Annotated in this window: 19 protein-coding genes; 9 read left to right on the top strand and 10 right to left on the bottom strand. The window is 73.5% G+C overall.

Annotated elements, in window-relative coordinates; all coding sequences use genetic code 11:
- Positions 1–43: 43 nt before the first annotated feature.
- Positions 44–2,656: a glycoside hydrolase family 9 protein gene (locus KBX06_RS11500; RefSeq protein WP_210834466.1), complete on the top strand. Its 2,613-nt coding sequence runs from the start codon at positions 44–46 to the stop codon at positions 2,654–2,656.
- Positions 2,657–3,717: 1,061 nt separating this feature from the next.
- Positions 3,718–4,251 carry a GNAT family N-acetyltransferase gene (locus KBX06_RS11495; RefSeq protein ID WP_210834465.1) on the top strand — a complete coding sequence of 178 codons (534 nt, stop codon included), beginning with the start codon at positions 3,718–3,720 and terminating at the stop codon, positions 4,249–4,251.
- A gap of 50 nt (positions 4,252–4,301) precedes the next feature.
- On the opposite strand, the gene KBX06_RS11490 is transcribed toward KBX06_RS11495, so the two are convergent.
- The 3 genes from KBX06_RS11490 to KBX06_RS11480 are packed head-to-tail and all read right to left on the bottom strand — an operon-like array spanning position 4,302 to position 7,010.
- Complete coding sequence (locus tag KBX06_RS11490; protein ID WP_210834464.1) at positions 4,302–5,267, bottom strand: TIGR03885 family FMN-dependent LLM class oxidoreductase; 966 nt, start codon at positions 5,265–5,267, stop codon at positions 4,302–4,304.
- Between the two features lie 54 nt (positions 5,268–5,321).
- Positions 5,322–6,734 (bottom strand): NADP-dependent succinic semialdehyde dehydrogenase, encoded by a 1,413-nt coding sequence (locus tag KBX06_RS11485; RefSeq protein ID WP_210834463.1) that lies wholly within the window; start codon positions 6,732–6,734, stop codon positions 5,322–5,324.
- A gap of 12 nt (positions 6,735–6,746) precedes the next feature.
- Positions 6,747–7,010 carry a DUF6343 family protein gene (locus KBX06_RS11480; RefSeq protein WP_210834462.1) on the bottom strand — a complete coding sequence of 88 codons (264 nt, stop codon included), beginning with the start codon at positions 7,008–7,010 and terminating at the stop codon, positions 6,747–6,749.
- Between the two features lie 189 nt (positions 7,011–7,199).
- Here KBX06_RS11480 and KBX06_RS11475 point away from each other — a divergent pair, with 189 nt between their 5' ends.
- A complete protein-coding gene (locus tag KBX06_RS11475) occupies positions 7,200–7,808 on the top strand; it encodes an antibiotic biosynthesis monooxygenase (protein ID WP_374225618.1) in 609 nt (202 codons plus the stop codon).
- A gap of 177 nt (positions 7,809–7,985) precedes the next feature.
- Positions 7,986–8,837 (top strand): GDSL-type esterase/lipase family protein, encoded by an 852-nt coding sequence (locus tag KBX06_RS11470; protein ID WP_210834460.1) that lies wholly within the window; start codon positions 7,986–7,988, stop codon positions 8,835–8,837.
- A 63-nt stretch (positions 8,838–8,900) separates the two neighbouring features.
- Here KBX06_RS11470 and KBX06_RS11465 read toward each other — a convergent pair whose 3' ends face one another.
- The 3 genes from KBX06_RS11465 to KBX06_RS11455 all read right to left on the bottom strand — a co-directional run bounded on the left by KBX06_RS11465 (position 8,901) and on the right by KBX06_RS11455 (position 10,787).
- Positions 8,901–9,659, bottom strand: coding sequence for an EcsC family protein (locus tag KBX06_RS11465; RefSeq protein WP_210834459.1), 759 nt, complete (start codon positions 9,657–9,659; stop codon positions 8,901–8,903).
- A gap of 38 nt (positions 9,660–9,697) precedes the next feature.
- Entirely contained in the window at positions 9,698–9,841 is a 144-nt protein-coding gene (locus tag KBX06_RS11460; RefSeq protein ID WP_210834458.1) for a hypothetical protein, read from the bottom strand.
- 103 nt (positions 9,842–9,944) lie between these two features.
- On the bottom strand, positions 9,945–10,787 hold the full coding sequence (locus KBX06_RS11455; RefSeq protein WP_374225617.1) for a peptidase M23: 843 nt from the start codon (positions 10,785–10,787) through the stop codon (positions 9,945–9,947).
- A gap of 420 nt (positions 10,788–11,207) precedes the next feature.
- Between KBX06_RS11455 and KBX06_RS11450 the strand changes: the two genes are divergently transcribed.
- From KBX06_RS11450 to KBX06_RS11440, 3 genes are read left to right on the top strand one after another with little or no spacing between them, the layout of a single operon-like run.
- Positions 11,208–12,128 (top strand): proteasome assembly chaperone family protein, encoded by a 921-nt coding sequence (locus KBX06_RS11450; protein WP_210834457.1) that lies wholly within the window; start codon positions 11,208–11,210, stop codon positions 12,126–12,128.
- A 37-nt stretch (positions 12,129–12,165) separates the two neighbouring features.
- Positions 12,166–12,963 (top strand): exodeoxyribonuclease III, encoded by a 798-nt coding sequence (locus KBX06_RS11445; protein ID WP_210834456.1) that lies wholly within the window; start codon positions 12,166–12,168, stop codon positions 12,961–12,963.
- Positions 12,964–12,991: 28 nt separating this feature from the next.
- Positions 12,992–13,300 carry an antibiotic biosynthesis monooxygenase gene (locus KBX06_RS11440; RefSeq protein ID WP_210834455.1) on the top strand — a complete coding sequence of 103 codons (309 nt, stop codon included), beginning with the start codon at positions 12,992–12,994 and terminating at the stop codon, positions 13,298–13,300.
- 49 nt (positions 13,301–13,349) lie between these two features.
- Here KBX06_RS11440 and KBX06_RS11435 read toward each other — a convergent pair whose 3' ends face one another.
- The 3 genes from KBX06_RS11435 to KBX06_RS11425 all read right to left on the bottom strand — a co-directional run bounded on the left by KBX06_RS11435 (position 13,350) and on the right by KBX06_RS11425 (position 14,945).
- Positions 13,350–13,628: a hypothetical protein gene (locus KBX06_RS11435; RefSeq protein WP_210834454.1), complete on the bottom strand. Its 279-nt coding sequence runs from the start codon at positions 13,626–13,628 to the stop codon at positions 13,350–13,352.
- A gap of 92 nt (positions 13,629–13,720) precedes the next feature.
- A complete protein-coding gene (locus tag KBX06_RS11430; protein WP_210834453.1) occupies positions 13,721–14,410 on the bottom strand; it encodes a class F sortase in 690 nt (229 codons plus the stop codon).
- Between the two features lie 7 nt (positions 14,411–14,417).
- The gene (locus tag KBX06_RS11425) at positions 14,418–14,945 is read right to left on the bottom strand and encodes a hypothetical protein (protein ID WP_210834660.1); all 528 of its coding nucleotides are present in this window, start codon (positions 14,943–14,945) and stop codon (positions 14,418–14,420) included.
- A gap of 222 nt (positions 14,946–15,167) precedes the next feature.
- Here KBX06_RS11425 and trmB point away from each other — a divergent pair, with 222 nt between their 5' ends.
- Positions 15,168–15,797, top strand: a complete 630-nt coding sequence (gene trmB / locus KBX06_RS11420; protein WP_247685723.1) for a tRNA (guanosine(46)-N7)-methyltransferase TrmB — start codon at positions 15,168–15,170, stop codon at positions 15,795–15,797.
- Between the two features lie 113 nt (positions 15,798–15,910).
- The gene (locus KBX06_RS11415) at positions 15,911–18,415 is read left to right on the top strand and encodes an RNA helicase (protein ID WP_210834451.1); all 2,505 of its coding nucleotides are present in this window, start codon (positions 15,911–15,913) and stop codon (positions 18,413–18,415) included.
- A 32-nt stretch (positions 18,416–18,447) separates the two neighbouring features.
- On the opposite strand, the gene helR is transcribed toward KBX06_RS11415, so the two are convergent.
- Entirely contained in the window at positions 18,448–20,592 is a 2,145-nt protein-coding gene (gene helR / locus KBX06_RS11410) for an RNA polymerase recycling motor ATPase HelR (protein WP_210834658.1), read from the bottom strand.
- Positions 20,593–20,603 lie beyond the last annotated feature (11 nt).

The raw sequence follows: 20,603 nt of genomic DNA, 5'->3' as shown, positions 1-20,603 counted from the left end.
TCACCGCCCCGTCCCCCGCAGTCGTCCGGAAGGAACAACACCCGTGACGCCATCCCCCCGCCGCCTCGCGCTGCTCGCGGCCGCGACCGCCGTCGCCCTGACCGCGGCCACCGCCGGCGCGGCCCACGCCGAACCGCCCCCCGACGCACCCGAACAGATCGACAACGGCGACTTCAGCGCCGGCGTGTCCCCCTGGTTCTCCTACGGCACCGGCGCGCTCGGGGTGACCGACGGCCGGCTCTGCACGACGGTGCCCGGCGGCCTGGCCAACCCGTGGGACGCCGGCATCGGCCAGGACGGCGTGCCGCTGGTCGCCGGAGCCGAATACACCCTCGGCTTCGACATCTCCGCCACCCCGGGCACCGCCGTCAAGGCCGTGCTGCAACTGGGCAGCGCCCCCTACACCACGTACGCCAGCGTCGACGCCACCGCCGGCGGCACCGCCCAGCGCTTCGAGCAGACGTTCACGGTCACCGACGGCAACCCGGCCGCCCAACTGATCTTCCAGGTCGGCGGCAGCGCGGCCGAGCAGACCGTCTGCCTCGACGACGTGTCGCTGCGCGGCGGCGACCCGCCCGAGCCGTACGTGCCCGACACCGGGCCACGGGTGCGGGTCAACCAGGTCGGCTACCTGCCCGGGGGGCCGAAGAACGCCACCGTGGTGACGTCGGCGACCGACGCCCTGCCCTGGCAGCTCCGCTCCGCCGCCGGCGCCGTGCTGGCCAGCGGCAGCACCACCCCGCGCGGCGTCGACGCCGCCAGCGGGCAGAACGTGCAGACGCTCGACTTCTCGTCGTACCGGACCCCGGGGGCGGGGTTGACCCTGGTCGTCGACGGGGAGACCAGCCACCCCTTCGACATCTCGGGCACCCTCTACGACCGGCTGCGTGCCGACTCCCTCCAGTTCTTCTACGCCCAACGCAGCGGCATCGCCATCGACGGCGACCTCATCGGCGCGGAGTACGCCCGGCCGGCCGGGCACCTCGGCGTGGCGCCCAACAAGGGTGACACCTCCGTGCCCTGCCAGCCGGGCGTCTGCGACTACTCCCTGGACGTGCGCGGCGGCTGGTACGACGCCGGCGACCACGGCAAGTACGTGGTCAACGGCGGCATCGCCACCTACCAACTGCTGAGCACCTTCGAGCGGACCAGGACGGCGGCCACCGCCGGCCACGGCGCGGCCCTCGGCGACAGCACGCTGCGGGTGCCCGAACGCGGCAACGGCGTACCGGACGTCCTCGACGAGGCCCGCTGGGAGCTGGAGTTCCTGCTGCGCATGCAGGTGCCGGCCGGCGAGCCGCTCGCCGGGATGGCCCACCACAAGATCCACGACCGGAACTGGACCGGGCTGCCGCTCGCCCCGCACGACGACCCCGAGCAGCGCGAGCTGCACCCGCCGTCCACCGCCGCCACCCTCAACCTGGCCGCCGTCGCCGCCCAGTGCGCGCGCCTGTTCGCCCCCTACGACGCGGCCTTCGCGACGCGCTGCGGCACCGCGGCGAAGTCGGCCTACGCCGCCGCGAAGGCCAATCCGACGCGGTACGCCAGCCCGGCCGACAGCACCGGCGGCGGCGCCTACGACGACACGAACGTCACCGACGAGTTCTACTGGGCCGCCGCCGAGCTCTACCTGAGCACGGGCGAGCAGGCGTACCTGGCGGACCTGAGCGCCTCGCCGCACCACACCGGCGACGTGTTCGACCCGCGCGGCTTCGGCTGGCAGGGCGTCGCCGCCCTGGGCCGGCTCGACCTGGCCACCGTGCCGAACGGGCTGCCGGCCGCCGACCTGGCCCGCGTCCGCGCCTCGGTCACCGCCGCCGCCGACGCCCACCTCGCCGAGGCGGGCCGACAGGCGTACGGGCTGCCGATGCCCGGGGACCCGGGCAGCTACTTCTGGGGCGGCAACAGCAACATCATCAACAACGCGGTCGTGCTGGCCACCGCCTTCGACCTGACCCGGAACGCGAAGTACCGCGACGGCGCGGTGCAGGCGATGGACTACGTCCTCGGCCGCAACGCGCTGAACATCTCGTACGTGACCGGGTGGGGCGAGCACGCGGCGGAGAACCAGCACAGCCGGATCTTCGGCCACCAGCTCGACCCGGACCTGCCGAAGCCGCCCGCCGGCTCCCTGGCCGGTGGCCCGAACGCCGCCCTGCAGGATCCGTTCGCCGCGAAACTGCTCGCCGGCTGCAAGCCGATGTTCTGCTACGTCGACGACATCAACTCGTACGCGACCAACGAGGTGGCGATCAACTGGAACTCGGCGCTGGCCTGGATCGCCTCGTTCCTGGCCGACCAGGGTGACTCGGCGGCGGTGCCGGCGCCCACCTGCGCGGCCACGTACACCAACCACGGCACCTGGCAGGGCGGCACCGGATTCACCGCCCAGGTGACCATCCGCAACACCGGCACCAGCACCGTCGACGGTTGGACGGCCCGCTTCGCCTTCACCGGCGACCAGAAGGTACGCGAGGCGTGGCTGGCCAAGGCGACCCAGGCGGGGGCCACGGTCACCGCGAAGAACGAGTCGTACAACGCCCGGATCGCCCCGGGCGGCTCGGTCACCTTCGGCTTCAACGCGGTGACCGGCGGCGGCGCGAACCCGGAGCCCGGCCTGATCACCCTCAACGGCGCGGCCTGCACGCTGTCCTGACCGACCCGCGCCCGTCGCCCTGCGGCGACCGGTCGCCTGGACCGCACCGACCCGCATCGTCGCGGTGACGACCGCGCCGCCCGCGTGGTGGCCTCCCCGAATCCGAGGGAGGCCACCACCTTGGTCGGGCCTCCTCGCGCGACACGGCCGGGCGGCCGGCAGGCGCCCAACTGCGGTGGACGGCCTCCGCAGCGTACGACAGGGTGGCGGCATGGACGACGCGGAGCGACGGGTGTGGCGGCGCTGCCGGACGGCACCCGGGAACGCTGCCTGATCTCCTGCCTGGCCACCGAGCGACTCGCCGCGCTCACCGCGCACGCGCGGGGCCCGGGGTGGGGCAACCCCGGCCAGGGGTACGACGAGGGGTACGACGGGCGGTCCCGCCCGACGGATGCCGCCGACACCGGCGGACAGGCACGATGCCCTGATCTGCGGCGGTCGAGGCGCCGGGCCGGGCACGGGCCGGCGCCTCGACCGAGTCGGCGCCTCAGCCCGAGCCAGAACGGGCCCGAGCCAGAACGGGCCCGAGCCAGAACGGGCGGTCCGAGCCGGAGCGGCCCGCTGGGCGACCAACCAGGCGGCGAACGTGTGCCGGCCGCCGAGTCCCCTGCCGCCCCCTGCCCCATCGGTGCCCCTGTCGAGCTGCCCCCATAGATGGGGCAGGGGCCAGGCCGCAGCATCGACCATCCGACGTAGGCGCGGGCAGGCACCCGCGCCTACGGCACGGCCCAGTCTGCTGCGCCCACAGATGCGCCACCCCGACGAGGACGCCCGGCCGCCCGGCCGCCAGGACGGCCGGCCGCCAGGACACCCGGCCGCCAGGACGGCCGGTCCCATGGACGGCCGGTCCCATGGACGGGGCAGCTCGACAGCTCCCGCTCGGCACATCCGCCCCGGCTGGTCGAGCGGGCAGTTGTGGGGTCGGATGCCGTTGTGGGATCGGATGCTGCCCGTGGCCCGCCCAGCCCGGGTCAGGGCGCGACGCCGCCGGGTCGGGGCTGTCGTGGGCACCGGGGGAACCGCCGTGCGTCGAGGCGCCCGGCTGTAGCAGCATGTCCGACATGACCGACCAGCGGAGCCCGAACCTGTGCCCCGGCGCACCCACAGACTCGCCCGCCGTGCTGCGGCTGCTCGACGACGCCACCGCCTGGCTGGTGGCACGGGGGCGCACCGGCCAGTGGGGCACCGAACCGGCCTCGGCCGACCCACGGCGGATCGCGCAGGCCGAGGCCTGGGCGACCGGCGGCGGGCTGTGGCTGGCGACGCTCGGCGAGCGGGCGGTCGGCGCGCTCGTGGTGGGGACGGCGACCGCGTACGTGCCACCCGCCACCGAACCCGAGCTGTACGTGAACCTGCTGGTCACCGACCGCGCGCACGCCGGGTCGGGCATCGGCGGCAGGCTGCTGGCGTACGCCGCGCAGCTGGCCCGGGAGCGCGGGCTCGGCCTGCTGCGGGTGGACTGCTACGCGGGCGACGACGGCGCGTTGGTCCGGTGGTACGAGCGGCAGGGCTTCACGGCCACCGACGCGTTCACGGTCGAGCGCCCGGGGCGCGACCCGTGGCCCGGGCAGGTCCTCGTGCGCCGCCTGCCCTGACCCGGGCCGCTCAGCCCTGACCCGGGTTGCTCGACCCTGGCCGGCCCCGCTCAGGCGGCGCTGCGCAGCTTCGGCAGCACCTCGGCGCCGAACGCGTCGATGAAGTCCCGCTGCTCCTGCCCGACGTGGTGCAGGGCGATCTGGTCGAAGCCGAGCTCCAGGTACTCCGTCAGCCAGCCGACGTGCCGCCCGAGGTCGGCCGAGACGTTCACGACGTCGTGGACCTTCTCCATCGGCACGCCCTGCGAGACCGCGTCGAAGTGCTCCGGGGTCTCCAGGTCCCAGCAGACCGGCGGGGCGAAGACGTTGCTGCGCCACTGGTCGTACGCGACCCGCTCCGCCTCGGCCTGCTCCGGCGCCCAACTCACGTGCACCTGGAGGTGCAGCGGCCCACGCCCGCCGGCGTCCCGGTACGCGTCGATCATCTGCCGCAGGTGGGCCGTCGGGGCGTTCACGGTGATCAGCCCGTCCGCCCACTCGGCGCACCAGCGGGCGGTGGCCACGCTGACCGCCGCACCGATCAGCGCCGGCGGCTGCTCCGGCCGGGTCCACAGCTTCGCCCGGTCGACCCGTACCAGGCCGTCGTGGCTGACCTCCTCGCCGGCCAGCAGCGCGCGGATCACGTCCACGCACTCGCGCAGTCGGGCGTTGCGGACGTCCTTGCGCGGCCAGCCGTCGCCGGTGATGTGCTCGTTGCTCGCCTCACCGGTGCCGAGGGCGGCCCAGAACCGGCCCGGGTACATCGTCCCCAGGGTGCCGATCGCCTGCGCGATGATCGCCGGGTGGTAGCGCTGCCCGGGGGCGTTGACCACCCCGAACGGCAGGGTGGTGGCCTGAAGCGCGGCCCCCAGCCAGGACCAGGCGAAGGCGGACTGGCCCTGCCGCTCACTCCAGGGCGCGAAGTGGTCCGAGGACATCGCGGCGTCGAAACCGGCCCGCTCGGCGTGGATCACCGCCTCCAGCAGGGCGCGGGGATGGATCTGCTCGTGGGACGCGTGGAAGCCGAACACCGTCATGGCGTCACTTCGTACCCATGACGGGGTCCGGCTACGCCGACGAGTCGACGCGGGCTACTCCGCGTGCGCCCCGGCGCCGGCCGACGCGGCCCCCTCGCCCACCCAGACGGTCTTCGTGTTGCAGAACTCCCGCATGCCGAGTGCGGAGAGCTCGCGGCCGTAGCCGGAGTTCTTCACCCCGCCGAAGGGCAGTTGCGGGTAGGACGTGGTCATCCCGTTGATGAAGACGTTCCCGGCGTCCAGGTCGGTGGCGAAGCGCTCCTGCTCCTCCGGGTCGCGGGTCCAGGCGTTGGATCCCAGGCCGAAGGAGGTGCCGTTGGCCACCTCGATCGCCTCGTCGTACGACGACACCCGCCAGAGGCCGGCGACGGGGCCGAAGACCTCCTCGGACCACATCCGCATCTCGGGGCGCAGGTCGGTGACCACCGTCGGCGGGTAGTACCAGCCGGGGCCGGCGGGCGGCTCGCCGCCGCAGAGCACCGTGGCGCCCTTGTCCACGGCGTCGCGTACCTGGGCGTGGATCTCGTCGCGCCCACCCTCGCTGGCCAGCGGGCCGACATCGGTGTCGGGATCCATCGGGTCGCCGACGCGCAGGGCCGACATCCTCGCGGCGAACGCCTCGGCGAAGGCGTCGAAGACGTCGGCGTGCACGATGAACCGCTTGGCGGCGATGCAGGACTGACCGTTGTTCTGGCAGCGGGCGGTGGTGGCGACCTCGGCGGCCCGGTCGAGGTCCGCCGACGGCATCACCACGAACGGGTCGCTGCCGCCGAGTTCCAGCACGGTCTTCTTCAGCTCCCGGCCGGCGATCTGGGCGATCGACCGGCCGGCGCCCTCGCTGCCCGTCAACGTCGCCGCCCGCACCCGGGGGTCGCTGAGCACCCGGTCGACCTCGGCCGAGCCGACCAGCAGCGCGGTGAACGCCCCCTCCGGGAAGCCGGCACGGCGGAACAGGTCCTCCAGCAGCAGCGCGGTCTGCGGCACGTTGGAGGCGTGCTTGAGCAGGCCGGTGTTGCCGGCCATCAGGGCCGGCGCGGCGAAGCGCAGCACCTGCCAGAGCGGGAAGTTCCACGGCATCACGGCGAGCACCGGCCCGATCGGCTGGTAGCGGACGAAGGCCCGGGTGGCCTTGACCGCCCCCGCGTCGGCGGGCTCGTCGGCGAGGAAGTCGGCCGCCTTCGCCGCGTAGAAGCGGCAGGCGGTGGCGCACTTGGTCACCTCGGCCCCGGCCGACGCGTACGTCTTGCCCATCTCGGTGGTCATCAGCCGGGCGATCTCGTCGCGTTCGGCCTGCAGCAGGTCGGCCGCCGCGTTCAGCCAGCGACCGCGCTGGTCGATCGTGGTGCCGCGCAACTGCCGGTACGCCACGTCGGCCCGTTCGATCGCGGCGTCGACCTGCTCCGCCGACATCGGGTCGTAGGTCTTGAGCGTCTCTCCGGTCGCGGGATTGGTGGTCGCGATGGGCATGTCTGACTCCTGTCACTCGAACAGTGAGTGGCGGGCTCCCGGTTCCTCCCGGCGGCGGGCGGCGCGGCGGCGCTGGATGATGATCAGGTCGACCACCGCGACCACCGCGAAGACCACGCAGAGGACCCCCAGCCACGCCAGGTCCGCGTAGAACGCCAGCACCGCGAAGACGGTCATGGTCACCAGCCCGAAGCTGGCCAGCAGGAGCCGCATGTTGAGCGCGCTGTAGGCGTGGCCGACCGTGCCACGGGCGCGCCGGGGCTGCGATCTCGTCATTGCACCGACCTACCCCCGATCGGCCGGCTTAACCCGCTGGGCCGATCGACTCCCCCGGGCGGCCCCGGGGGGTGTGCCAGTCTCCCCGGGCCGCCGCGTCCGTGGGCCGCGTCACCCCGTGCGTGGGGTGCGTTACACCGGCGGCCCGTGAGCCTGCCCGACCGGCTCCGACCGGAGACAATGACCGGTATGACGACCCACGCGCTGCCGGTGACCGTCGCCGTCGCCCGGCGCACGGACCCCGCCCGGACCAGCGAGATGGTGGCCTGGATGCGGGCCGGGACGGCGCTGGCCGAGGCGTTCCCGGGGTTCCTCGGTTCCGGCTGGGTGCGCAGTGCGCCGGGCTCGGGCGAGTGGCACGTCATCTATCGCTTCGCCGACCAGGAGACGCTGCGCCGCTGGGAGGAGTCCCCGCAGCGGCACTGGTGGCTCTCCTCCGCGCAGGGCATCGTCGAGCACACCCGGGTCGAGCGGCGCACCGGCATCGAGGGCTGGTTCGACCCGCCGCGGGAGCACGTGGCGCAGACCGTGCCGGTCGGCGCCGAGCCGACGGTGCCGTCGCCGTCCCCGCCGCGCTGGAAGCAGGCGGTGACCATCTGGCTGGCGTTCTTCCCGCTCAGCCTGACCGCGACGCTGCTCACCAGCCGCTATCTCCCGGACGTGCCGCTGGCCGCCCGGGTGCTGATGATGACTCTCACGCTGACCCCGCTGATGACCTACCTGGTGCTGCCCCGGATCACCCGGGCCCTGCACTGGTGGCTGCACGGCCAAGCCGCGCCCTGGCGCCCGGCGCGCTGACCTCCGTCTGAGGCCGCTGATCCCGCCCGACCGCCGCCTGGCGCGCGATCCGCGCCTAGCACGCGGACCCACGCCCGACCAGCCGTCTGCCGCATAGCCGACAGCAGCGGGCCGCCCCACCGCACCCGCGCTTAAAGTTACCGCGCTGTCGCTCTCCGCCGCGGGACTGGGGATGGTATGCCTCGACGCTGGGTCACCGTGGCCGCCTGCCTGCTGGCGCTGGTCGCGCTCGCCTGCGAGGGCGGTGGGGAGCCGGGCTCCCGCCCGCCCCGGGAGACGCCGTCGCCCGGCTCACCCGGCGGCATCGCGGCCCTCGGCGACTCGATCAGCACCGGCTTCGGCTCCTGCCTGGTGCTCGTCTCGTGCGAGCGCAACTCCTGGTCCACCGGCGACGGGCTGCGCGTCGACAGCCTCTACCGGCGGCTGCTCGACCGGAACCCGGCGATCCGGGGCAAGATGCACAACCACGCCAGCCCCGGGGCCCGCGCGGCGTCGCTGGAGGGGCAGGCCCAGCGGGCGGTACGCGACCGCGTCGACCACGTCACCGTGCTGATCGGCGCCAACGACGTGTGCCGGGGCGGCATCGAGGCGATGACCCCGGTGAAGCAGTTCCGCGCCGACGTCGACCGCGGCCTGCGGGTGCTGCGGAAGGGCCGGCCGAAGGCGCGGGTGCTGGTGGTGAGCGTGCCGAACCTGCACCGGCTCTGGGAGGTCGGGCGCACCGACGCGCGGGCGGTGCGGGCGTGGAAGCGGGGCGTGTGCCCGGCGCTGCTGGCGAACCCCACCTCGACGGATCCGCTCGACCGGGCGCGCCGGGCGGCCGTGCGGGAGCGCATCGCCGACTACAACGCCCAGCTCGCCGCCGCCTGCAAGGCGTACGGCTCGCGCTGCCGACACGACGGCGGGGCCGTGCACCGGGTGCGGTTCGACCTGGAACTGGTCAACCCGCTGGACTGGTTCCACCCGAACGCCGCGGGCCAGGACCGCCTGGCCGACGTGGCGTGGCGCGCCTCGGGCCTCGGCTCCTGACCCGCCCGCCGGCCGCGCCGGCCCTTGCGGACCGGGCGCGGGTTCGGCGTCGAGCGGCCCGCGTCAGGGCCGACGGGGCTCGGGGACGGTGGGTCCGCCGTGCTGGCGGTAGAGGGCGTGGGAACGCACGGCGAGGTCCTTGGTCGCCGACGAGTTGGCCCAGGTGCCCAGGACGATCGCCGCACCGGGCACCACCTTCGCGAAGACCCGCTTCGCCGCGCGCAACCCGGCCATCTGGGCCAGGCGTACGCCGAGGCGCAGCATCACCTTGCCGAGCGGGTTCTGCCCGCCGCTGCCGAAGAGCGCACCGGCCCGCTCCCGCCCGGCGGCCACCCCGAGCGCGAGCCGGGCGCTCTCGGCGACCTTGTGCACCTTCTGCAGCACCAGCAGGTCGGTGGCCCGGTCGCCGTGCAGCGGGTCGACGCCGTACGCGGCGGCGATGTGCAGCACCATCCGGGCCTGGGTCCAGGCCAGCACCCCCACGTCGATCACGGCACCGGGCAGTCCGGCGGCGCCCGATACCGCCCCGGAGAGCCGGGCGTGGTTGACGAACTTGCGTACCGCCTGCTCCGCCAGGGCTTCGGCGGAGGCCCCGGGCTGCTCGGCCCGGGCCCGCGCCGCCCAGTGCGCCGCCTCCGGCCCCAGGCGGCGCACGGCCTCCAGGGCGAGGTGCTCCGGGGCGTACTGCGGGTCTTCCCGCATCCGGTCCCAGAGCTTCAGCGGCGGCGCCTCGGGGGCCTCCTGCGTCGGTGCCGGAACCACGGCCGGCGGCTGCGGTCCTCCGGCGACGGGCTGGTCGTCGGTGGGCGCGGAATCGGTCACAGGGTCTCCCGGGGGTCGGAGAGGTCGTCGGTGACGGGTCAGCGGCGGTTCTGGAACTTGGCCGCGAGGCCCTTCAGCTTCTGCTGGGTGCCGGGCTTGTTCAGCTCGCGCCGGCCGCGGTCGACCATCTGCTGACCCTTGGGCGAGCGCAGGAAGGTGCTGATCCGCTGCATCAGTGACATGTGGTCCTCCAGTCGGTGGTGCCTGTTCCATGTGTACCTCGGAGCGACAACACATGTACCCCGGATGCCCGAACCACAACCGTCCAATGTGGTTGGTCAGAGCCTACTGCCCGGCCTCGAGGACCGCGGCGACGACCTTGGTGGCCCGCGACTCGTGCTTGGCGTAGTGCTCCGGATAGGCCGAGATCTGCACCGCCTGGGCGGCGTCGGTGAGCCGCATCTGCTGCCAGCCGGGCACCCGGGCCAGCGCGGAGAGGAACTGCCGGGTGGCGAACTCCGGGTCCATCAGCTCCCCGACCTCGCCCCAGCCGCTGCTGGAGCGCTGCTGGAACAGCCCGACCGAGTCGTGGTCCCACCCGATGCCCTGGTGCGGGTAGTCGCGGGACTCGGGGAGCACCCCGCTGGCGACGTTGTAGAGGTTGCTCTCCTGCATCGCGGTGGCGACCGCGATCACCAGGGCACGCCGGGGCATCCCCATCTCGCGGCCGGTCCGCACGATCGCCTCGGCGTTCTTCATCTGGGCCTTGTCGAGGCCGGCGACCGGAGCGGGGGCGACCGGCTTGCGCGTGGTCCTGCGCGGGGCGGGGGTGGTGGTGTCCGGGTCGGCGGCGCGGGTGGGGCTGGCGGAGACGGCGACGCGCTCCTTGTCGCGGGAGGCCGGGCCCGGCTCGGCACGCTCGGCGAGCGCGGCGGGGGCGGGTGCGGCGTCGGGGGTGGCGTCGGCGGATCCGCCCCGCGCGCCCTGGGCGACGGCGGTCAGGCCGAGGCAGCAGAGCACGCCGGTGGCGAGGGCGATCCGGGCCCGGGCCGGGCCGCGCGTCAGCAGGCGGGCGTACGCCCCGGCGGCACGGAGACTGGCTGACCGATCGGACGAGGGGATATCGTTCGAACGGTCGATCGGCTCGCCGACGGTGGTCTGGTCGGCGGAGGTGCGGTCGTCAGGCATCAGCCGAGGCTAGGCAGGCCGACACCCCGATCACCTCAGGTGATCTCGTGGCTTTCCTCACGATTTGGCCAGGCTCGGGTGGACGCCCGCGCCGAGCCGGGCAGCCCCGGGGACGGACCTCGCGGACCGGTCAGACCTCCGCAGCGCCCCGCGCCGTCCCGGCGTGCCCGGAACCCGGACAAACCACCGACGCCCGGCCCATGATCCCCAAACTCCCCCGTTCAGCCGATAGCCTGGTCGTCCTGACAGACATGGCTTCGTCGCCCGACGGCGGGGTTGCGGGCATACGCCCGATTACTGGTCACGTGACGACCCGCGGCGGGGCGCGGCGAGGAATGCACGAGGATGGCGGGTACGTTCCCCGAACCGGGTGCCGTCCCGCACGGCGACCCGTACGCACGACCAGGGAGGTCCGCACCGGTGCTCGACCCACACGAGCTCTACGAGCTCACCGACGATCTGCCCGACCTCGGTCAGCCGGTGCTGATCCAGACCCTCACCGGCTTCGTCGACGCCGGAAGCGCCACCCGACTGGCCAGGGAGCAGCTGCTCACCTCCCTGGACGCCCGCCCGATCGCGCGCTTCGACGTGGACCAGCTCTTCGACTACCGCTCGCGCCGACCGGTGATGACCTTCGTCGAGGACCACTGGGAGGCGTACGACGCCCCGGCGCTGGAGCTGCACCTGCTCCGCGACGACGACGAGACGCCCTTCCTCCTGCTCACCGGCCCGGAGCCGGACCTTCAGTGGGAGCGTTTCGTGGCCGCCGTGGCCGGGATCTCCGCCCGGCTGGACGTCCGGCTCACCGTCGGGCTCAACTCGATCCCGATGGCCGTGCCGCACACCCGGCCCGCCGGGGTGACCGCACACGCCACCCGCCGCGAGCTGATCGCCGGCTACGAGCCGTGGTTGCAGCGCGTGCAGGTCCCCGGCAGCGTCGGGCACCTGCTGGAGTACCGCCTCGGCGAGCTGGGCCGCGACGCTCTCGGCTTCGCCGCCCACGTACCGCACTACGTCGCGCAGACGGAGTACCCGGCCGCCGCCGAGGTGCTGCTCGCGTCCGTGTCGCGCAGCACCGGGCTGCTGCTGCCCCGCGACGGGCTGCGCTCGGCGGCCGAGGTGGTGCGCGTGGAGATCGACCGGCAGGTCGCCCAGACCGACGACGCCGCCCAACTCGTGCAGGCCCTGGAGGAGCAGTACGACGCGTTCGCGCGTGGCCGGGGCGAGAAGAACCTGCTGGCCGCCGAGGCCGGGCCACTGCCCACCGCCGACGAGCTGGGCGCCGAGCTGGAGCGGTTCCTGGCCGAGCAGACCCGCCCGGGCGACACCCCGGGCAGCTGACCCGGCGACGCGTGCGCGGATGGGGCAGGCTGGTCACATGCGTCTGGCGACCTGGAACGTGAACTCGGTGAAGGCCCGCCTGCCCCGGCTGCTCGACTGGTTGGCCGGCACCGGGCCGGACGTCGTCTGCCTCCAGGAGACGAAGTGCCCGGACGGCGCCTTCCCGGTTGCCGAGGTGGGCGAGCTGGGCTACACGGCGGCCAGCCACAGCGACGGCCGGTGGAACGGGGTGGCGATCCTGTCCCGGGTCGGTCTGGCCGACGTCACGGTGGGGTTCCCGGGCGAACCGGGCTTCCCCGATCCGGAGGCCCGGGCCATCTCGGCGACCTGCGGCGGGGCCCGGGTCTGGTCGGTGTACGTGCCGAACGGCCGGACTCCCGACGACCCGCACTACGCGTACAAACTGGCCTGGTTCGCGGCGCTGCGCGACGCGCTGGAGGCGGAGCTGACCGGCGGCCTGCCGCTGGCGGTCTGCGGCGACTTCAACGTGGCGCCCACCGACGCCGACGTCTGGGACCCGGCGGTGTTCACCCACTCCACGCACGTCACCCCGGCGGAGCGGGCGGCCCTCGCGGCGCTGCGCGACCTCGGGCTCTCCGACGTGGTGCCCACCCCGATGAAGGGCCCGCACCCGTTCACCTACTGGGACTACCGGGCGGGCATGTTCCACCAGAACAAGGGCATGCGGATCGACCTCGTGTACGCCTCCGCGCCGTTCGCCCGGGCGGTCCGCTCGGCGTACGTCGACCGGGAGGCCCGCAAGGGCAAGGGCCCCTCCGACCACGCGCCGATCGTCCTCGACGCCGACCTGGTTCCGGCGGTCGAGTCGTTCTGAGCCCCGGCGTCGTCGCTAGGCTTGGGCCATGGCAGTCGTGAAGATCAACGCGATCGACGTCCCGCCCGGTGCCGGCGAGGAGTTGGAGAAGCGGTTCGCCGCCCGGGCCGGGGCGGTGGAGAACTCCCCCGGGTTCCTCGGCTTCGAGCTGCTGCGTCCCGTCGCCGGGGAGAACCGCTACTTCGTCTACACGAAGTGGGAGAGCGAAGAGGCCTACCAGGCATGGGCGGCCGGCCCGTCGCGCGCCGCCCACGCCGGCGAGAAGCGCCCCCCGGTCGCCTCCGGCGCCACCCTCCTGGAGTTCGAGGTCGTCCAGCAGGTCCCCGGTCGATCGTGACGGACACGGAGCCTGACTGGTGCAGCCTCGAATACCATTCGCATTCACTTCACAGCGGAAATCCGTTGTTCCACGGCGCGTCCAACTGCTCCGGGTCCACGCCAGCTTCCCGCACCGCCGCATCCACCTCGCCGACCTCGTCAACGATTCTCAGATAAGGCGTCCTCATGTCCTCTTCGCAGAAACAGGCGTCGTCGTCGACCAACTGTTTCGGCACCTCGATCGCCGCGACTCTGAACCTGCCATCCGGCGCGGGCAACACCCAGACCCACGAATAGCAGTCGCCGGAACCGCTCGGCCTTCGGGCTGACACAAGCGCCTTGGTCATGAGTAGGCGATTCCTCGCCTGAGTCCTCATTCAACCACGGTATCGCACGTTCCAGGCGTCCGGGCACCGCCGCCACCTGGATCACCCTGCGGTCAAGAAGGTGACCGGGTGTCGGCGGAGGAGATCATCGTGGCGAAGGCGATGATGTTGTCGGCGTAGCCCGTCCGGCCGCCCAGCCAGTCGCCGCCGCAGGTGATCAGGCGCAGGCCCGGCGGGCCCTCGTCGCCGTAGACCCGTTCCGCCGGCAGCCGCTCCTTGGGGAAGTGCTCCACGGAATCGACCTTGAACACCACGACCGAGCCGTCCGCCCGGGTCACGTCGACGGTGTCGCCCGGGCGCAGTTCGTGCAGGTCGTGGAAGACCGCCGGGCCGCGCCTGGTGTCCACGTGCCCGACGATGACCGACGGGCCCGGCTCGCCCGGCGTGGGGCCCCGGTCGTACCAGCCGGTCTCGTCGGCCCGCTCCAGCGGCGGCACGGCGATCGACCCGTCCCGGGCCTGGCCCACCGGGGCGACCGGCGCGGACACCTCGATCGCGGGAACCGACAGGCGCACCGGCCGGCTGGCCGCGAGCGCCCCGCTCCCGCTGCGCGCCGGCCGGTCCTGCCCGCCGCCGGCCGCCCAGTCGAACGGCCCGGCGGTGCGCCCCAGCCCCGCCCCGGTGGCGAAGACCCCGGCCAGCACCAGCACCACGGCCAGCGGCACCGACCAGGGGCGTCGTCCGGGCGGCCGTGGCCCCCGGGCCGTCGCGGCGGCCGGCTGCGGGACGGGTGTGGTGGCCATGACGGGCTCAGCGTCGGACGGCGCCACGGACGGTACGCGGGCGGCGCCCCGCCCGGACCGCGAGCACGATGCCGGTGACGGTCAGGGCGACGCCACCCGGCAGCAGCAGTTCCCCGGTGAAGCCGCCGGTGCCCCCGCCGAACCCGGTGGCCGGGCCGCGACTGGGCTGCACGGCCCTGACCACCTGGAGCATGGTCGAGGCGCTCTCGCCGTCGCGGCACTCCAGCTTGATCCGGTAGTTGCCGGGGCGGGTGCGCTCCCGCACCATCGGCGCGGCGGTCAACGTGCCGTCCTGCGGCTGCACCTGCACCCGGCCGAAGGCGTCCGAGACCACGGTGGCGGGGACCAGATTGTTGCGGCAACTGGCCCGGATCCCCACCAGGTATCCCGCCTCGACCGTGCTCGGGCTGACCTCGACGAAGACGTTCGGCCCCGGCGGCCCCGGCTGGGGCGCACCGGCGAGGGCGGGCGCCGCCGCGAGCAGGGGACCGACGACCACGGTCGCGATCGCCAGCGCCACACCGCCACGGTGCACCGTCACGACGCCCCCTCCCGGCGCGTTGGGGCAGTGCCGGGCAACACCAGACACCCGGTCTGCCGTACGGGATGGATTCTCCCATCCCCGGGCGAACATCACATCCGATCCGGCGCGGCCGTCGCGTACGCTCAGGTCGTTGTGACCTTCACCGACTCCCCCGCCGCCGTCCCCGCGCCCGCCGCCCGGCCGATCCGGACCTTCCATCCGCGCCGTGGCCGGATGAGCAGCCGCCAGACCGACGCCCTGGACCGCCTCTGGCCGGTCTACGGCCTGCACGTCCCGGAGCGGCCCGGCACGCCGGTGGACCTGGCCGGCCTGTTCGGCCGCCGGGCCCCACTGGTGCTGGAGATCGGTTCCGGCATGGGCGACACCACGGCCGAGATGGCCGCCGCCGACCCGGACCGAGACTATCTGGCGGTCGAGGTGCACACGCCCGGAATCGCCAACCTGCTGGACCTGGTGGACCGCCACGGCCTGCGCAACGTACGGGTGGCGCAGGGCGACGCCCTGGACCTGGTCGCGGGCCTGCCGGAGGCGGCGCTGGACGCCGTGCACGTCTTCTTCCCCGACCCCTGGCCCAAGTCCCGCCACCACAAGCGGCGGATCATCCAGCCGGCCCACGTCGCGCTGCTGCGCTCCCGGCTGGCGCCCGGCGGCATCCTGCACTGCGCGACCGACTGGGCCGAGTACGCCGAGGCGATGCGCCACACCCTGGACGCCGACCCGGGGCTGGTCGACGCGTACGACGGCTTCGCCCCCCGCCCCGCCCACCGTCCGGTCACCAAGTTCGAGCGCCGCGCCCTGCGCGCCGGCCGCCCGATCTTCGACCTGATCCACCGCCGGTCGTGAAAGGAAGGGCCCCTTCTTAACGGATTCCGTTGTACAAGGGGCCCTTCCTAACATCTCGACCGCCCGGGCCGGTTGGCGCTCGGGGGCATCGTCCAGGCACCATGGGACCCGCTATGACGCTCACCGCCGCGCTGCCGACAAGCGCCGACCCCGACACCCTGTTCGACGCGTTCGCCGGCTGGGCGAAGGAGCGCGGCCTCGACCTCTACCCCCACCAGGAGGAGGCGGTCATCGAGATCGTCTCCGGCGCCAACGTGATCATGAATACGCCGACCGGCTCCGGCAAGAGCCTGGTCGCGATCGCGGCGCACTTCGCGGCCCTGGCGGACGACCGGACGACCTTCTACACCGCCCCGATCAAGGCGCTGGTGTCGGAGAAGTTCTTCGCCCTCTGCGAGGTCTTCGGCGCCGACAACGTCGGCATGCTGACCGGCGACGCCAGCGTCAACGCCGACGCGCCGATCATCTGCTGCACCGCCGAGATCCTGGCCAACCTCGCGTTACGCGAGGGCGAGCGCGCCGACGTCGGCCAGGTGGTCATGGACGAGTTCCACTTCTACGCCGAGCCCGACCGGGGCTGGGCGTGGCAGGTGCCGCTCATCGAGCTGCCGCAGGCGCAGTTCGTCCTGATGTCCGCCACGCTGGGAGACACCACCCGCTTCGTGGACGACCTGGCCCGGCGCACCGGCCGGCCCACCGCCGTCGTCCGTTCCGCCGAGCGGCCGGTCCCGCTGATCTTCTCGTACGCGATGACGCCGCTGCACGAGACGCTCGAGGAGCTGCTGGAGACGAAGCAGGCCCCTGTCTACGTCGTGCACTTCACCCAGGCAGCCGCCCTGGAACGCGCCCAGGCGCTGATGAGCGTCAACGTCTGCACCCGCGCCGAGAAGGACATGATCGCCACCGCGATCGGCAACTTCCGGTTCACCTCCGGCTTCGGCAAGACCCTGTCCCGGCTGGTGCGGCACGGCATCGGCGTGCACCACGCCGGGATGCTGCCCAAGTACCGCCGGCTGGTCGAGACCCTGGCCCAGGCCGGCCTGCTCAAGGTCATCTGCGGCACCGACACGCTCGGCGTCGGCATCAACGTGCCGATCCGCACCGTGCTGTTCACCGGCCTGTCCAAGTACGACGGGGTGCGCACCCGGCTGCTCAAGGCCCGCGAGTTCCACCAGATCGCCGGGCGGGCCGGACGGGCCGGGTTCGACACCGTCGGCCGGGTCGTCGTGCAGGCCCCCGAGCACGTCATCGACAACGAGAAGGCGCTCGCCAAGGCCGGCGACGACCCGAAGAAGCGACGCAAGGTGGTGCGCAAGAAGCCGCCGGAGGGCTCGATCGGCTGGGGGAGGCCCACCTTCGACCGCCTGGTCGACGCCGAGCCGGAGCCGCTGACCTCCAGCTTCCACGTCAGCCACTCGATGCTGCTCAACGTCATCGGCCGCCCCGGCGACGCGTTCGCCGCGATGCGGCACCTGCTCACCGACAACCACGAGGACCGCGCCGCCCAGCGCCGGCACGTCCGCCGCGCCATCGCCATCTACCGGGCGCTGCGCGCGGGCGGGGTCGTCGAGCAGCTCGACGAACCCGACGAGACCGGGCGACGGGTCCGCCTCACCGTCGACCTCCAGCTCGACTTCGCGCTCAACCAGCCGCTCTCCCCGCTGGCGCTGGCCACGATCGAGCTGCTCGACGTCGAGTCCCCCGCGTACGCCCTCGACGTGCTCTCGGTGATCGAGTCGATCCTCGACGACCCGCGTCAGGTGCTCTCCGCGCAGCAGTTCAAGGCCCGCGGCGAGGCGGTCGCCGCCATGAAGGCGGAGGGCATCGAGTACGAGGCCCGCCTCGAACTCCTCGACGGGGTGACCCACCCGAAGCCGCTGGCGGAACTGCTGGACTCGGCGTACGAGATGTACCGGCAGGGGCACCCGTGGGTCGCCGACCACCAGCTCTCCCCCAAGTCCGTCGTGCGGGACATGTACGAGCGGGCGATGACCTTCACCGAGTACGTGCAGTTCTACGGCCTGACCCGCTCCGAGGGCCTCGTGCTGCGCTACCTCGCGGACGCGTACAAGACGCTGCGGCAGACGGTGCCCGAGGACGCCAAGACCGAGGAGCTGGTCGACCTCATCGAGTGGCTCGGCGAGCTGGTCCGCCAGGTCGACTCCAGCCTCATCGACGAGTGGGAGCGGCTGCGCAACCCCACCGACGCCGCCGAGGCCGCCGAGGCGCTGGACGACCGCGTGCCGGTGGTCACCCGCAACGCCCGCGCCTTCCGGGTGCTGGTGCGCAACGCCCTGTTCCGCCGGGTCGAGCTGACCGCCCTGCGCCGCTGGTACGACCTCGGCGAGCTGGACGCCGCGTCGGGCTGGGACGCGGACGCGTGGGCCGACGCGCTGGAGCCGTACTTCGAGGCGTACGACTCCATCGGGGTGGGGCCGGACGCGCGCGGCCCCGCGCTGCTCATGATCGAGCAGGGCCGGGAACGGTGGACGGTCCGGCAGATCCTCGACGACCCCGAGGAGGACCACGACTGGGGCATCAGCGCCGAGGTCGACCTCGCGGCCTCCGACGAGGCGGGCGCGGCGGTCGTCCGGATCACCTCGGTCGGCCAGCTCTGATCGCCGCCCGGCGGCGTGCCGCCGGGCGGCGGTCACCTGGTGAGGACGACGAGCTGCCGGGTCGCCCGGGTCATCGCGACGTAGCGGTCGACCGCGCCCTGCACGCCTGCGCCGAACGCCTCCGGGTCGACCAGGACGACCAGGTCGAACTCGAGCCCCTTGGCCAGCTCAGGCGTCAGTGACCGGACCCTGGACGTCGTCCGGAACGTGGGATCGCCGATGACGCAGGCGGTGCCCTCGGCGTGCGCGGCGAGCCACGTGTCGAGGATCGCTCCCAGGTCGGCGGCCGAGCCGTGTGCGACGGGAACGCCGCCGCGGCGAATGGAGGTCGGCACGTTGGCGTCGGGGAGCACGGCCCGGATGACGGGCTCGGCCGCCGCCATGACCTCCTCCGGCGTCCGGTAGTTGACGGTCAGGGATGCCAGGGTGACCCGGTGGAGCCCGATCCGCCCGAGCCGTTCCCGCCACGACTCCGTGAACCCGTGCCGGGCCTGGGCCCGGTCCCCGACGACGGTGAAGCTTCCCGACGGGCAGCGCAGCAGCAGCATCTGCCACTCGGCGTCGGTCAGCTCCTGGGCCTCGTCCACCACGATGTGGGCGAACGGTCCGGCGAGCAGGTCCGGCTCGGCACCGGGCAGTGCGGTCTCGTCGACCAGGGCGTCCTGGAGGTCCAGCTGGCGCAGGCTCGACAGCACGCCCTCGCCGTCGTCGTAGACGTGGGCCTCGATCAGGTCGTCGACGACCGCGGCCATGCGCGCGCGTTCGACGGCGACGAAGGCCTCCTGCCGGCGCCTGCGCCCGGACGCCTCCGCATCGCCGAGCCGCTGCCGTGCCGCGTCCAGCAGCGGCAGGTCGGACACCGTCCAGGCCGCGGCGTCGCGGCGCTGCAGCCTGCGGACCTCGTCGGGGCTGAGCCAGGGAGCGCACCTGCGCAGGTAGGCGGGCACCGACCACAGGTCGCCGACGAGGTCGGTCGCCTCGATCAGCGGCCAGGCCCGGTTGAACGCCGTGCGCAGTTCCCGGTTGCGCAGCAGCGAGGCGCGGACCAGGTCGTCCGGCTCGTCGCCGTCGTACTTCTCCACCAGGATCGTCAGCAGTTCCTCCCAGACCTCGTCGCGCGCCTCGTTGTGCGGCGTGCCGGGCCCCGGCGCCTCGAACGCCTGGGCCCAGTCGTCGGCGCTCAGCCGGATGTCGGCCTCGTCGGTGCTGACCGTCATCGCTTCGGCCGGCGGCTCCTCGTAGAACCTGACGGCCGCCTCGATCGCCCGCACCAGCTCCGCCGACGACTTCAGCCGGGCCACGTCCGGGTCGGCCTCGATGCCCGCCGCGGCGCCCTCGGGTACGAGGTCCCGCAGGGTGCAGGTCTGCACGTCCTCCTCCCCCAGGCTGGGCAGGACGTCGGAGACGTACGCCAGGTAGGGCTGGTGCGGACCGACGAACAGCACGCCGCCCCGGCGCTGGCCGAGGCGCGGGTCGGCGTAGAGGAGGTACGCGGTGCGGTGCAGGGCGACGACGGTCTTGCCGGTGCCGGGACCGCCGTCGACGACGAGCGCGCCGCTCGATCCCGCGCGGATGATGGCGTCCTGGTCGGCCTGGATCGTGCCGAGCACGTCGCGCATCCGCGACGACCTGCTGGTGCCCAGGCTGGCGAGGAATGCGGACTGGTCGTCGAGCGTGACGGCGTGGCCCTCGAACCCGTCCGGGGTGAACACCTCGTCCCAGTAGTCGGTGATCCGACCACGGGTCCAGCGGTACCTGCGGCGGCTCGTCAGACCCATCGGGTTGGCGTGGGTCGCCGCGAAGAACGGCTCGGCCGCGGGGGAACGCCAGTCGAGCAGCAGCCGGCGGCCTGCGCCGTCGGTGAGGCCACGTCGTCCGACGTACCCGGGCGCGGAGTCGTCCGTGCCCACCATGCGGCCGAGGCACAGGTCCACGCCGAAGCGGCGCAGTGTGCGCAGGCGGGCGGCCAGCCGACGGACCTCCATGTCCCGGTCCACCGCCTGCCGGCCCTTGCCACCGGGGGCCCTGCGCTCGGCGTCCAGGCGGTCGGACAGTTCGGTGATCGACTGTTCGATGCTCCGCGCGACGGCCGCGAAGTGCCGCTCGTCGGCGGCGATCAACGTCGGTTCGGCCTTGGGGGCGAGGCGGTCGGGAAGGTCGAACGCGCCGGCCGTCAGAGGATTCACGG

This window comes from Micromonospora sp. C31 (assembly GCF_018070575.1).
Classification (GTDB): Bacteria; Actinomycetota; Actinomycetes; order Mycobacteriales; family Micromonosporaceae; genus Micromonospora.
The sequence above is the reverse complement of the archived record's forward strand: the minus strand, read 5'-3'. Positions and strand labels throughout refer to the sequence as shown.